At 70.7% G+C, this 13,084-nt stretch carries 12 protein-coding genes and 1 pseudogene; 3 read left to right on the forward strand and 10 right to left on the reverse strand.

The window, feature by feature from the left end; translation table 11 throughout:
* Both VN520_RS14000 and VN520_RS14005 read left to right on the forward strand, forming a co-directional pair.
* Nucleotides 1-627 (forward strand): annotated as a pseudogene (locus VN520_RS14000) (hypothetical protein); the annotation flags it as partial.
* A 34-nt stretch (nucleotides 628-661) separates the two neighbouring features.
* Nucleotides 662-1,780 (forward strand): Rossmann fold nucleotide-binding protein, encoded by a 1,119-nt coding sequence (locus VN520_RS14005; protein ID WP_325747227.1) that lies wholly within the window; start codon nucleotides 662-664, stop codon nucleotides 1,778-1,780.
* Nucleotides 1,781-1,822: 42 nt separating this feature from the next.
* On the opposite strand, the gene VN520_RS14010 is transcribed toward VN520_RS14005, so the two are convergent.
* The 5 genes from VN520_RS14010 to VN520_RS14030 form a co-directional block, all read right to left on the reverse strand.
* Nucleotides 1,823-2,845, reverse strand: a complete 1,023-nt coding sequence (locus VN520_RS14010; protein WP_325747228.1) for an ABC transporter ATP-binding protein — start codon at nucleotides 2,843-2,845, stop codon at nucleotides 1,823-1,825.
* Nucleotides 2,846-2,847: 2 nt separating this feature from the next.
* Nucleotides 2,848-4,461: an iron ABC transporter permease gene (locus VN520_RS14015; protein ID WP_325747238.1), complete on the reverse strand. Its 1,614-nt coding sequence runs from the start codon at nucleotides 4,459-4,461 to the stop codon at nucleotides 2,848-2,850.
* Between the two features lie 44 nt (nucleotides 4,462-4,505).
* Nucleotides 4,506-5,600, reverse strand: a complete 1,095-nt coding sequence (locus VN520_RS14020; RefSeq protein WP_325747229.1) for a thiamine ABC transporter substrate-binding protein — start codon at nucleotides 5,598-5,600, stop codon at nucleotides 4,506-4,508.
* A gap of 283 nt (nucleotides 5,601-5,883) precedes the next feature.
* The gene (gene rlmN / locus VN520_RS14025; RefSeq protein WP_325747230.1) at nucleotides 5,884-6,990 is read right to left on the reverse strand and encodes a 23S rRNA (adenine(2503)-C(2))-methyltransferase RlmN; all 1,107 of its coding nucleotides are present in this window, start codon (nucleotides 6,988-6,990) and stop codon (nucleotides 5,884-5,886) included.
* A 174-nt stretch (nucleotides 6,991-7,164) separates the two neighbouring features.
* Nucleotides 7,165-7,692 carry a hypothetical protein gene (locus VN520_RS14030; protein WP_325747231.1) on the reverse strand — a complete coding sequence of 176 codons (528 nt, stop codon included), beginning with the start codon at nucleotides 7,690-7,692 and terminating at the stop codon, nucleotides 7,165-7,167.
* 114 nt (nucleotides 7,693-7,806) lie between these two features.
* On the opposite strand from VN520_RS14030, the gene VN520_RS14035 reads away from it, so the two are divergent.
* Nucleotides 7,807-7,962, forward strand: a complete 156-nt coding sequence (locus VN520_RS14035; RefSeq protein WP_325747232.1) for a hypothetical protein — start codon at nucleotides 7,807-7,809, stop codon at nucleotides 7,960-7,962.
* A 97-nt stretch (nucleotides 7,963-8,059) separates the two neighbouring features.
* On the opposite strand, the gene VN520_RS14040 is transcribed toward VN520_RS14035, so the two are convergent.
* The 5 genes from VN520_RS14040 to rpsB form a co-directional block, all read right to left on the reverse strand.
* On the reverse strand, nucleotides 8,060-9,148 hold the full coding sequence (locus VN520_RS14040; protein WP_325747233.1) for a phosphatidate cytidylyltransferase: 1,089 nt from the start codon (nucleotides 9,146-9,148) through the stop codon (nucleotides 8,060-8,062).
* Nucleotides 9,148-9,705, reverse strand: a complete 558-nt coding sequence (gene frr, locus VN520_RS14045; protein ID WP_325747234.1) for a ribosome recycling factor — start codon at nucleotides 9,703-9,705, stop codon at nucleotides 9,148-9,150. The genes VN520_RS14040 and frr overlap by 1 nt, the downstream gene beginning before the upstream one ends.
* Nucleotides 9,706-9,820: 115 nt before the next feature.
* Nucleotides 9,821-10,597: a UMP kinase gene (gene pyrH, locus VN520_RS14050; protein WP_325747235.1), complete on the reverse strand. Its 777-nt coding sequence runs from the start codon at nucleotides 10,595-10,597 to the stop codon at nucleotides 9,821-9,823.
* A gap of 158 nt (nucleotides 10,598-10,755) precedes the next feature.
* Complete coding sequence (gene tsf / locus VN520_RS14055; protein WP_325747236.1) at nucleotides 10,756-11,592, reverse strand: translation elongation factor Ts; 837 nt, start codon at nucleotides 11,590-11,592, stop codon at nucleotides 10,756-10,758.
* Nucleotides 11,593-11,693: 101 nt separating this feature from the next.
* Nucleotides 11,694-12,635: a 30S ribosomal protein S2 gene (rpsB, locus tag VN520_RS14060; protein WP_325747237.1), complete on the reverse strand. Its 942-nt coding sequence runs from the start codon at nucleotides 12,633-12,635 to the stop codon at nucleotides 11,694-11,696.
* Nucleotides 12,636-13,084 lie beyond the last annotated feature (449 nt).

Genomic DNA, 13,084 nt, shown 5'->3' on the forward strand with positions numbered 1-13,084 from the left:
GAGGAGGAACTCGCACCCGCCCCGACGCCGACGGGGCTGCCCTGGGGCGTCGCGCTCACCGCGGCGGGGCTCGCGGTCGAGGCGTACGCGAGCCGCGGTTCGGCGGGGGACCCCTTCCCGCTGCCGGGCCGGCTGGACTCGGCCCCGGCCGCCGTGCTCGCGGGCTGGATCCTCACCGCGATCGGTCTGGCCATGGTGGGGCCCGGTCTCACCCATCTGTGCGGACGGCTGCTCCAGGCGGCGCGCCCGGGGGCCGTACGACTGCTGGCGGGGAGGGTCCTGATGGACGAGGCCACCCGGATCGGGCGCCCGCTGGGCATCGTCTGCGCGGTCCTGTCCGGGGTGGTCGCGGCCTCCGTGCTCCACACCGGCGGGCCCCGCCCCTTCGGCCCGCTCACCGCGCTCGGCGCCGTACTCGTCCTCGGCTGCACCACGGCCACCCTGCTGACCACCGCTCTGGAGGCCAGGCAGGCCCGTGCCCGTACGGCGAGGACCCTGCTGCGGCTCGGCGCGCCGGCGTCCGCCCTCCGCGCCGCCGCAATCCTGCGGGCCCTGGTGCTGCTGGCCGTTTTCGCCCCGCTGACCTGGGTGTTCGCGGAGCTGGCAGCACTTCCCCTGACGGGGTGACACCCGCCACCGGGGCGGTCCGTAGCATGGCGGCGTGGAGAACACGGACGAGTACACGTACGCGCCGGGCGCAGAGATCGAGACGCTCACCGCATTCGACCAGGCGGTCGCGGCCGGCACGCTCGCCGGCCACCGCGTCCAGGCCGTCGACCTGACGGACCGGGGCGACGCGCTGCTCACGACCGGCACCCGGGGCGCCGTCTTCCTCGGCTGCCGCATGGAGCCCCGCGCCGAGGCCAAGATACGGGCGGACGGGGCCTTCGTCTTCCCGCCGGTGCCCGGTCTCCCCTTCGACCCGTACCGCGGGCTGCTCTACACCCCCGAAGCCCTGTACGAGGGCCTGGCGGAGGGTGGTTACGGGGCGACGCCCGACGCCCGGGCGTACGACTGGTTCCAGCTGACCAGGGCGAACGGCGACGTCTTCGCCTCGATGCTGCGGGCGCTCCACGACGACGCGGTCTCCGACGCCCTGGACGAGCACCTCGCCGGGGCCCGTGTGGTGGGCGTGATGGGCGGCCACGCCATGGCCCGGGGGTCCGAGGAGTACCGTGGCGCGGCCCTGCTCGGCAGAGAGCTGGCCCGCGGCGGCCTGACCGTGGCGACGGGCGGCGGCCCGGGCGCCATGGAGGCGGCCAACCTCGGCGCCTACGCGGCTCCGCACTCCGACGCGATGCTGGTCAAGGCCTGCGAACTCCTCGCCGCCGAACCGTCGTTCAGCCCGTCCATCACCGCCTGGGTGAGCGCCGCCTTCTCCGTGCGGGAGCGCTGGCCGGACGGCGGTTCCTCGGTCGCGATCCCCACGTGGTTCTACGGCCACGAGCCGCCGAACGCCTTCGCGGACCACATCGCCAAGTACTTCGCGAACGCCGTGCGCGAGGACGGGCTGCTGGCCCGGTCGACGGCCGGTGTGATCTTCCTGCCGGGCGCCGCCGGGACCGTGCAGGAGATCTTCGACAACGCGACGCCGAACTACTACGAGTCGCGTTCCGCTCCCACGCCGATGGTGCTGGTGAACCGCGCGCACTGGACGGAGAAGCTGCCCGCCTGGCCGCTGCTGAGCGCGCTCGCGGCGGGCCGGCCGATGGAGTCCCGCATCGCGCTCGTCGACACGGTGGAGGAGGCGGCCGGCGCGCTCGCCCGGCTGACGGGCTGACGGGCTGCCCCGGCCGGCCGCCGGGGCCGTCCTCCGGAGCACTCAGGCCGACGGAAGGACCACTGTCTCCGCCGGGTCGAAGGTCACGCCCACGACGTCCCCCTCCTCCGGGGTGTCCCGCAGCGCGCACTCCGCCTCCAGGGCCGGCCCGTCGTCGGGGCGCAGGACGACGGTGACGTGGTGGCCGCGGAAGGTGCGTACGCCGACCGTGCAGCGCAGGCCGTCCTGCGGGCCGCCGATCCGGACGCCGCCCGGCCGCACGAGCAGTTCGCACGCGCCCTGGGGTGACCCCTCGGGGACCGGTGTCTTGCCCCAGGCGGTGTCGGCGGCCGTCCCCGTGACCGTGGCGTCCACCAGGTTGTCGAAGCCGAGGAAGCGGGCGACGAACGCCGACGCGGGGTGCTGCCAGACCTCCAGCGGGGTGCCCGCCTGGGCGATCCGGCCGTCCCGCATGACCACGACCCGGTCGGCGAGTGCGAAGGCCTCGCCCTGGTCGTGGGTGACGGCGAGCACGGTGGTGCCCAGCCGGCCGAAGAGGGTGCGCAGTTCGACGACGAGCCGTTCGCGCAGGCTCCGGTCCAGCTGGCCCAGGGGCTCGTCCAGCATCAGCAGCTTCGGACGTGGCGCCAGGGCCCGGGCGAGAGCGACGCGCTGCTGTTCGCCGCCCGACAGAGCGGCGACGGCCCGCCGGCCGGCTCCGGGCAGGCCGACCAGATCCAGGAGTTCGCCGGTGCGGCGGTCCCGCTCGGTGCGGGGGACGCCGTGCATCCGCAGCCCGAAAGCGACGTTGGCGCCGACGTCCCGGTGCGGGAACAGCTGGTGGTCCTGGAACATCAGGCCGAGCCCGCGCCGGTGCACGGGCAGCGGGGCCTGGTCGACGCCGTCCAGGAACACCCGTCCGCCGTCCAGGGGCTGCAGCCCGGCCACGGCCCGCAGCAGCGTCGACTTGCCGCTGCCGCTCGGCCCCAGCACACAGACGGTCTCGTGGTCCGCGACCTCCAGGTCCACCGCGTCCAGCGCCGTCCGCTCCCCGAACCGTACCGTGGCGGACTCCACTGCCAGCATCTCTAGAACTCCCCGGATCGGTCGGTGCGGATACGTTCGAGCAGGAGCAGCGACACCGCGCAGACGAGCATCAGAATCGTGCTGAGGGCCATCGCCTGGCCGTAGTTGAGCTCTCCGGAACGCCCGAGCAGCCTGGCGACGGCGACCGGCAGGGTGGGGTTGTCGGGGCGTGCGATGAACACGGTCGCGCCGAACTCGCCGAGCGACACGGCGAAGGCGAACCCGGCCGCCACCAGCACGGCCCGCCGCACCAGCGGGAGGTCCACCTCGCGCCAGGCCCGCAGCGGCGAGGCGCCGAGCACCGCGGCGGCCTCCCGCAGGCGCTCGTCCACGGCACGCAGGACGGGCAGCATGGTCCGTACGACGAAGGGGACGCCCACCAGGGCCTGCGCGAGCGGGACGAGGATCCAGGACGTACGCAGGTCGAGCGGCGGCTCGTCGAGCGTGATGAGGAAGCCGAAGCCGACGGTGACCGCCGACACCCCGAGCGGCAGCATCAGCAAGGCGTCGAACCCGCGTACGAGCGGCCCCGCCCGCCTGGTCAGGGCCGCTGCGGCGAGCCCGCCGATCACGAGGGCGACGAGCGTCGCGACGAGCGCGTAGCGCAGGGAGTTCCCGATGGCGTCGAGCGGCGGGACCAGGAAGGTGGAGCCGTTGGCGTCGACGGACCGCAGTGCCCGGTAGAAGTCGAATCCATGGCCGCCCGAGGTGTCCAGGGAGCGTTCCACCAGCACGCCGAGCGGCAGCAGGACCAGGAGCAGCACCGTCAGCAGCACGCCGCCGAGCAGTGCCCGCTGCCCGGCCCCGCGAGGAGGCCGGGTGGTCTGCGCCGGGTCCACGAGCTTCAGGGCCGTCTCCCTGCGCCGTACGGTCCACGCGTGGACGGCGAGGATCCCGCCGACCGCGGCGAACTGCACCAGGGTCAGTACGGCGGCCGTCGGCAGGTCGAGCAGCTGGGCGGTCTGCCGGTAGATCTCCACCTCCAGCGTGGAGTAGGCCGGCCCGCCGAGGATCTGGACGACTCCGAACGAAGTGAAGGTGAAGAGGAAGACCATCAGAGCCGCTGCGGCGACGGCCGGGGCCAGCGCGGGCAGCGTCACCCGCCGCCAGGCGGCGAGGCGGCCGGCCCCGAGCACCCGGGCGGCCTCCTCCTGACGGGGGTCGAGCTGCGACCACAGGCCGCCCACCGTCCGTACGACGACCGCGTAGTTGAAGAACACATGGGCGAGCAGGATCGCCCACACCGTGGTGTCGAGCCGGACCCCCCAGAGTTCGTCGAGGAACCCGCCGCGTCCCAGCAGCGCCAGGAACGCCGTACCCACGACGACGGTCGGCAGGACGAACGGCACCGTCACCACGGCCCGCAGCAGTTGTTTGCCGGGGAAGTCGAACCGGGCGAAGACATAGGCACCGGGCAGCGCGATCAGCAGGGTGAGTGCGGTCGAGGCGAGTGCCTGCCAGGTGGTGAACCAGAGGACGTCGAGGATGTCCGGCCGGCTCAGCACCGCACCGATCCGGCCGAACCGCCAGTCACCGCCCGCCTTCAGCCCCCGGCCGACGATCGCGGCGACCGGGTAGGCGAAGAACAGCGCGAAGAACGCGACGGGCACGGCCATCAGGCCGAGCCGCACCGCGTTCCCCCGCCATGAGGGCCGCGCGGCTACTTGACGACCAGCGAGGACCACGACTGGACCCACTGCTCACGGTTCTTGGCGATCTTCTCCGGAGCCACGGTCGCCGGCTCGTCGACGGCCGTACCGAACTCGGTGAAGAGCTCCGGCAGCTTCGCGTCCTCCACCACCGGGTTCACGAACATGTTCAGCGGCATGTCCTCCTGGAACTGCTTGCTGATCAGGAAGTCCAGCAGCGCCTTGCCGCCCGCCTCGTTCTTCGCCCCGTCCAGCAGGCCGGCGAATTCGATCTGGCGGAAGCAGGTGCCGGTGGCGACCCCGGTCGGGGCCTCGGCCGGCTGCGGATCGGCGTACAGCACCTCGACGGGCGGGCTGGAGGCGTACGAGACGACGAGCGGCCGGTCGGCCTTGGCCTTCCTGCCGCCCGCGGAACCGGAGAACTCCTCGTTGTACGCCTGCTCCCAGCCGTCGACGACCTTCACGCCGTTGTTCTTCAGCTTCTTCCAGTAGTCCTGGTAGCCGCTCTCCCCGTAGGTGGCGACCGTGCCGAGGAGGAAACCGAGGCCCGGCGACGAGGTCGCGGCGTTCTCGGTGACGAGGAGGTTCCTGTACGCCGGCTTCAGCAGGTCGTCGAAGGACTTCGGCGGGTCGAGCTTCCTGTCGGCGAAGTACTTCTTGTCGTAGTTGACGCAGATGTCGCCGGTGTCGACGGGCGTGACCCGGTGCTTGTCCTTGTCGAGCCGGGTGCCGGCGGCGACCCGGTCGAGGCCCTTCGCCTCGTACGGGGTGAACAGGCCGTTGTCCAGGGCGCGGGAGAGAAGTGTGTTGTCGGCGCCGAAGAACACGTCACCGCGGGGGGAGCCCTTGGTCAGGATCTCCTGGTTGAGCGCGGCTCCAGCGTCACCGCTCTTGAGCACCTCGACCTTGTAGCCGGTCTTCTTCGTGAACGCCTTCAGGACGGCGTCCGAGGCGTTGAACGAGTCATGGCTGACCAGGGTGACCGTCCTGGAACCTGCCCCCGCGTCATCGGACGCCTTGCCGTCGGAGCCGCCGCAGCCCGCGAGCGCGGTGACACCGAGCGCGGCGGCGAGCGCCGTCGCCGCGTACTTCGTGGTGGTGTTCATGTGATTCCTCCTGGAGGTGACCAGGAAGAGACGCGGCCCTGCCCGCTCGCGAGCGGGCAGGGCGCAACAGCTTGAGTAAGGTCCGAACTTCCTACCCGGAATGACCCGGGCGAGGTTCAGAGGGTCTGCGGCCGGCCTGTCCTCGGTGCCGCACTCTCAGCGCTGTGGCGCTCCCCTGTCGGAATATGAAGTTGATTTCCGGGCCAGGCTACACCGGCCGGATCACGCCGGACCGGCCGGAGGCCGTCTGCCCACCGCGGCGCTGCCCACCGGGGCGGGGGCCTCAGCGCTCGGAGGCTGCCAGCTGCCCGCAGGCGCCGTCGATCTCCTGGCCACGGGTGTCCCGGACGGTGACCGGCACACCGTGGGCGGCGATCGCCTCGACGAAGGCCTTCTCGTCCTCGGGCCGCGAGGCGGTCCACTTCGAACCCGGGGTCGGGTTCAGCGGGATGAGGTTGACGTGTACCCGCTTGCCCTTGAGCAGCCGGCCCAGCAGGTCGCCCCGCCACGCCTGGTCGTTGATGTCGCGGATCAGCGCGTACTCGATGGAGATACGGCGGCCGGACTTCTCCGCGTACTCCCACGCGGCGTCCAGGACCTCCCGGACCTTCCAGCGGGTGTTCACGGGGACGAGGGTGTCGCGCAGCTCGTCGTCGGGGGCGTGCAGCGAGACCGCGAGGCGGCACTTGAAGCCCTCGTCGGCGAAGCGCAGCATCGCCGGCACCAGGCCCACCGTGGACACGGTGATCCCGCGCTGCGACAGGCCCAGGCCGTCCGGCTCCGGATCCGTCAGCCGGCGGATCGCCCCGACCACGCGCTTGTAGTTGGCCAGCGGCTCGCCCATGCCCATGAAGACGATGTTGGACAGCCGCGCCGGGCCGCCCGGGACCTCGCCGTCGCGCAGCGCCCGCATGCCGTCCACGATCTGGTGCACGATCTCGGCGGTCGACAGATTGCGGTCGAGCCCCGCCTGACCGGTCGCACAGAACGGGCAGTTCATCCCGCAGCCCGCCTGGGACGAGATGCACATGGTCACCCGGTCCGGGTAGCGCATCAGGACCGACTCGACGAGCGTGCCGTCGTGCAGCTTCCAGAGCGTCTTACGGGTGGTGTCGTCGTCACAGCTGATGTGGCGCACGACCGACATCAGGTCGGGGAACATCGCCTCGGCGAGCTTGTCGCGCGACGCGGCCGGGATGTTGGTCCACTCCGCCGGGTCGTGCGCGTACCGCGTGAAGTAGTGCTGCGACAGCTGCTTGGCGCGGAAGGGCTTCTCGCCGGTCGCGGCGACTGCTTCCTTGCGCTCGTCGGGCGTGAGGTCGGCGAGGTGCCGCGGCGGCTTCTTGGCTCCGCGGGGCGCGACGAAAGTGAGTTCTCCGGGCTTAGGCATGGTTCATCCAGTGTCGCAGACACGCCGTGGTACTCAGGGCCGCCGAGGGCCGGGCGGCAGCACCGCGGGCGCCCGCGGTGACCGTCGGCAGCCGTCCCCCGGCCCGTGGGCGGCCCGGCCACGGGTGACGGCAGTGACCGATCGCACGGCCGGCGCCCTACACCGGTGCGCCCGTCAGCCCGGGTTCCGCAGGGCCGAGCGCATGTGCCGGTGGAGCTCCATGGACCGGCGGCGCGTCCGGAGGACCCAGGAGCAGAGGCCGACCGTGCCGACCGCAAAGACCAGCGGAGCGGTCAGCGAACCGGAGACGGCCCCCAGGACGATCAGGCCGACCGCGACCAGCCCCATGGAACCCAGCCAGTAGGGCAGCCACCGGCCTCCCCGTTCCATCTTCCCCAGCTGCTCGGCGACCAGCCTTCCCATGGTCGCGCGTTCCTCGGGGTCCTCGGGCACCTCACGGTGACGGATCTTGCGGTTGAGGTCGGCGATCTTGCGGGGCCCGATGCCGGCCACGCGGACGGTCCTGCGGCGCTGGGCGGCCACGACGCCCATGACGACGGCGGTGAGGACCCCTGCCCGGAGCACCCACCAGCCGAAATGCCAGTCCTGGCGGAACAGGAGGTTCATGACCATGGCCAGTGTGAAGACCAGTACCGCTTGTGCGGCCGGACTGCGGTCGAGCCAGAGCTTCAACGCGCGCACGGCACGTCCTCCTCGAAAGCGACGGCACACCCTCTGTCGCTCCTCGGGTACCCCGCCGTCATCACCCCATCCCGCACGGGGCGTCCCTGCCGGGGAGCGGGGCATACGAAGCCCATGACTCCTGATGTACCGACCGCGGTCGAACTCGCCGGGCGCTGGCAGGGGCCCCCATGGTTCAGATGGGCGTTCCTGGCGGCGTGGGCCCTGTGCGGAGTGTTCGTCCTCGTACGGCTCCGCAGGAACGGCTGGAAGTTCCCCCGACGCCGTTGAGCGCACACGGGGCGTCGTCGAGCGCACACGGGCGGGGCCCGCCGTCCGGTGGACGGCGGGCCCCGTGGAAGAGCGGCTCAGGAAGCCGCTGCTCCGCTCAGCCGGATCCCACGAACAGCACCAGCAGCAGCCACACGACCGGAGCGCTCGGCAGCAGCGAGTCGAGCCGGTCCATGATGCCGCCGTGGCCGGGCAGCAGCGTGCCCATGTCCTTGATCCCGAGGTCCCTCTTGATCATGGACTCGCCCAGGTCCCCCAGCGTGGCACTGACGGCGACGGCGAGCCCCAGCAGCAGCCCCTGCCACCAGCTGCCGCCGTCGATCAGGAACTGCATGCACAGCGCACCGGCGGCCATCGCGAAACCGATCGCGCCGAGAAGGCCCTCACGGGTCTTCCCCGGACTGATACGAGGCGCCAGCTTGTGCGTGCCGAAACGCCAGCCGACGGCGTACGCACCGGTGTCGGCGACCACCGTGAGCAGCAGGAAGGTCAGCACCCGCCACGGACCGTCGTCCGCGGTGAGCATCATGCTGACGAACGTCGCCAGGAACGGCACGTAGAACACGGCGAAGACGCCGGCCGTGACGTCCTTGAGGTAGCCCTCCGGCGGCTGCGTCATCCGCCAGACGAGGACCGCGATCGCTGTGAGCGCCATGGCGGCCCAAGCGCCCTCCGCGTCCCGCACGTAGCCGGCGACCACCATGGCGGCGCCGCCGACGGCGAGCGGCACGAGGGGGGCGTTGATCCCCTTGCGCTCCTTGAGCCGGGAGGTGAGCTCCCAGAGCCCCACCACCACCGCGAGGACGACCACACCGACGAAAACGGCCTTCACGATGAAGAGCGACCCCGCGACGACCGCGCCGAGCCCGAGAGCGACCCCTATGGCGGCACGCAGATCACGCCCCGCGTGCTTCTTGGGGGGCGGGGGCGTCGGCAACGGGGTGGGCATGGGCTCCTGCGGCATCTCGTCACGGAACAGGGGGCCGCTGACGCGCGCGGCGTCCCTGTTCCGGACGTCGCGGTCGTCAGCGTCTCTACCTGCGTCGGGAACGTCCGGCACGATGGGCATGGGCCGAGTCTGCTGGGCGCCGCGCACATCGTATGCAGGACCCGCCGGAGCGGCCCCCATCTCGGGCGCGCCCCAGTAGCCGGCTCCCTGCGGGGCGCCCCAGGAGGAGTCGTTCATCAGACTTCGAGCAGCTCGGCTTCCTTGTGCTTGAGCAGCTCGTCCACCTGTGCGACGTACTTCGCGGTGGTGTCGTCGAGCTCCTTCTCCGCACGGCGGACCTCGTCCTCGCCGGACTCCTTGTCCTTGACGAGCTTGTCGAGCGTCTCCTTGGCCTTGCGGCGGATGGAGCGGATCGAGATCTTGGAGTCCTCGGCCTTGGTCTTGGCGACCTTGATGTAGTCCTTGCGGCGGTCCTGCGTGAGCTCGGGGAACGTCACACGGATGATGTTGCCGTCGTTGCTCGGGTTGACGCCGAGGTCCGAGTCACGGATCGCCTGCTCGATGTTGCGCAGTGCGGTCTTGTCGAACGGGGTCACCACGGCCATCCGCGGTTCGGGAACCGAGAACGAGGCGAGCTGGTTGATCGGGGTCAGCGCGCCGTAGTAGTCCGCGACGATCTTGTTGAACATCGCCGGGTGCGCACGGCCGGTACGGATCGCGGCGAAGTCCTCTTTCGCGACGACAACGGCCTTCTCCATCTTCTCCTCGGCCTCGAGGAGGATTTCTTCGATCACCACGTGCTCCTGCGTGTCTTGAGCGGACCCGGCATCGTCGGGCCCTGCGGATCCTGCGTCGCGTCCTCACCTGCACGGTGTCCGACCGGCAGGCCGTTGTCCATCTTCTGGGCCGTCAGGCCCGGGTGCTCTCTTCGCTCACCAGCGTGCCGATCTTCTCACCCTTGACCGCGCGGGCGATATTGCCCTCCGCGGTCAGCTCGAAGACGAGGATCGGGAGCTGGTTGTCACGGCAGAGCGTGATGGCGGTGGCGTCGGCGACCTTGAGATCGCGGGCGATCACCTCGCCGTACTCCAGCGCGTCGAACTTCACCGCGTCGGGGTTGGTCTTCGGGTCGGAGTCGTAGACCCCGTCCACGCCGTTCTTCCCCATCAGCAGCGCCTCGGCGTCGATCTCCAGGGCGCGCTGGGCCGCGGTCGTGTCGGTGGAGAAGTACGGCATTCCCATGCCGGCACCGAAGATCACGACGCGTCCCTTCTCCAGGTGCCGTACGGCACGGAGCGGGATGTACGGCTCCGCGACCTGGCCCATGGTGATGGCGGTCTGGACGCGGGAGTCGATGCCTTCCTTCTCCAGGAAGTCCTGCAGCGCCAGGCAGTTCATGACCGTGCCGAGCATGCCCATGTAGTCGGACCGCGCCCGGTCCATGCCGCGCTGCTGGAGCTCGGCGCCACGGAAGAAGTTGCCGCCGCCGATGACGACCGCGATCTCCGCGCCGTCACGGACGACCGCGGCGATCTCGCGTGCGATGGTGTGCACGACGTCGGGGTCGACACCGAGCCCTCCGCCACCCGCGAAGGCCTCGCCGGACAGCTTCAGCATGAAGCGCCCGGAAATCGTGCCGTCGTCGCGCTTGTGGTCACCCTGTGTGGCGTCCGCGCCCTTGTTCATGGAGATTCTCCTCGTGCACATACGAAGAAGGCCATTGCCGGGGGGTCTGTTGTCCCTCAGCGGCAATGGCCTCCTCGTCAGATCTGCGGTCGTCCGGCTGAGTGCGGCCGACGACTGCACCAGACCCTATCGGGGTCCACCGTTTTTCGCGGACGGACTCAGATGCCGACCTTGATGCGCGTGAAGCGCTTCAGGGTGACACCGGCCTCGTCCAGGACCTTCTGGACGGACTTCTTGTTGTCCAGCGCGTAGGGCTGACCGAGGAGGGTGGCCTCCTTGAAGAAGCCGTTGACGCGACCCTCGACGATCTTCGGGAGCGCGGCCTCGGGCTTGCCCTCGGCGCGCGTGGTCTCCTCGGCGACGCGGCGCTCGGCCTCGACGACCTCGGCCGGGACGTCCTCGCGGGAGAGGTACTTCGGGGCGAAGGCGGCGATGTGCTGGGCAATGCCCTTCGCCAGGTCGGCGTCGGCCTTGTCGAGCTCGACCAGTACACCGATCTGCGGCGGCAGGTCGGGCATGGTGCGGTGCATGTAGACGGAGACGTAGTCGCCGGTGAACTGCGCGAAGCGGTCCAGGACGATCTTCTCGCCGAGGTTGGCGTTGGCCTCGTCCACGTACGCCTGGACGGTCTTGCCGGGCTCGATCTCGGAGGCGAGGAGCGCCTCGATGTCGGCCGGGGAGGTCGCGGCGACGTGGGCGGCGAGCGTGTTGGCGACGGCCTGGAACTTGTCACCCTTGGCGACGAAGTCCGTCTCGCACTTCAGCTCGAGCAGGACGCCGGACGTCTTGTCCTCGGAGACGACGGAGACGACGGCACCGTTCTCGGCGGAACGGCCTTCGCGCTTGGCGACGCCCTTCTGGCCCTTGATGCGGAGCGCCTCGACGGCGCCGTCGACGTTGCCGTCGGCCTCGTCGAGCGCCTTCTTGCAGTCCATCATGCCGGCGCCGGTGAGCTCGCGGAGCTTCTTGACGTCAGCGGCGGTGTAGTTCGCCATGAGTCTGTTTCTCTCTCGAAGTCTGAAAGATCTACGGGTCAACGGCGGGGGCGGTGCCAGTGCACCGGCCCCCGCCGTCATTCAGCCGTGACTGACGGGTGTCAGGCCTGCTCGTCCGTGGCCGGAGCCTCGGCGGCGGGCGCCTCGGCCTGCTCGGCAGCCTGCTCGTCGGCGGCGGCGGCCGGCTCGGCGTCGGCGGCGGCCGGCTCGGCGTCGGCGGCCTTCTCGGTCTCGGCGGAGGACTGGGCCTCGGCGTCCGCCTTCTTGTCGCCCGTGAGCAGGTCACGCTCCCACTCGGCGAGGGGCTCGCCGGCGGCCTTCTCGCCCGGCTTCGAGTCACCGGTCGCGGCACCGGAACGGGCGATGAGGCCCTCGGCGACGGCGTCGGCGATCACGCGGGTGAGCAGGGTGACGGAGCGGATCGCGTCGTCGTTGCCCGGAATCTTGTAGTCGACCTCGTCGGGGTCGCAGTTGGTGTCGAGGATCGCGACGACCGGGATGTGGAGCTTGCGCGCCTCACCGACGGCGATGTGCTCCTTCTTGGTGTCGACGATCCAGACGGCGCTGGGCACCTTCTGCATCTCGCGGATACCACCGAGGGTCTTCTCCAGCTTGGCCTTCTCGCGGGAGAGGACCAGGAGCTCCTTCTTGGTGAGGCCGGAGGCGGCCACGTCCTCGAAGTCGATGAGCTCGAGCTCCTTCAGACGCTGAAGGCGCTTGTAGACGGTGGAGAAGTTGGTGAGCATGCCACCGAGCCAACGCTGGTTGACGTACGGCATGCCGACGCGCGTCGCCTGCTCGGCGATGGCCTCCTGGGCCTGCTTCTTCGTACCCACGAACATGATGGAGCCGCCGTGGGCGACGGTCTCCTTGACGAACTCGTAGGCGCGGTCGATGTACGACAGCGACTGGAGCAGGTCGATGATGTAGATGCCGTTGCGCTCGGTGAAGATGAAGCGCTTCATCTTCGGGTTCCAGCGACGGGTCTGGTGACCGAAGTGGACGCCGCTTTCCAGCAGCTCCCGCATCGTGACGACGGCCATGGCCGTACTCCTTGAGGTGCTCGGTTGTCGCGACCGCAGGATTGCTGTCGCGCCTGACGCCCCGACGCGCCGTGCCACAAGGGACCGAGGAGCGCGGCCACCGTCCGCAGAGAGGGAGGTGGCGGGGCGTGCGAAGTCGACCCGGTGACCCGGATCGCCAGAAGAAGTGTACGGGACCCGCCGAGTGCCGGGTGACGGCGATGTCCACAACCGCTCGGCCGTCCACAGATCCGGACCATGATCCCCGCGGGGTACGGCCGCCGGGAGACCGTTGCCTCCATGTGCCGCTCACCTGGAAGAACCGTCGGCCCGCCCTGTGCCGCCCCTTTGGCGCCACCGGTGCGAGGCGCATCGTCCGCCCCGCCGCCTGCCCCGCCGTCCACCGCACCGGGGGCGCTCCTCCCTGTCGCGCTGCCCGCCGCGGTGCTGGCCGCACTGCTCGTGGTCCT

The sequence above is a fragment of the Streptomyces sp. genome (assembly GCF_035563135.1).
GTDB lineage: Bacteria > Actinomycetota > Actinomycetes > Streptomycetales > Streptomycetaceae > Streptomyces.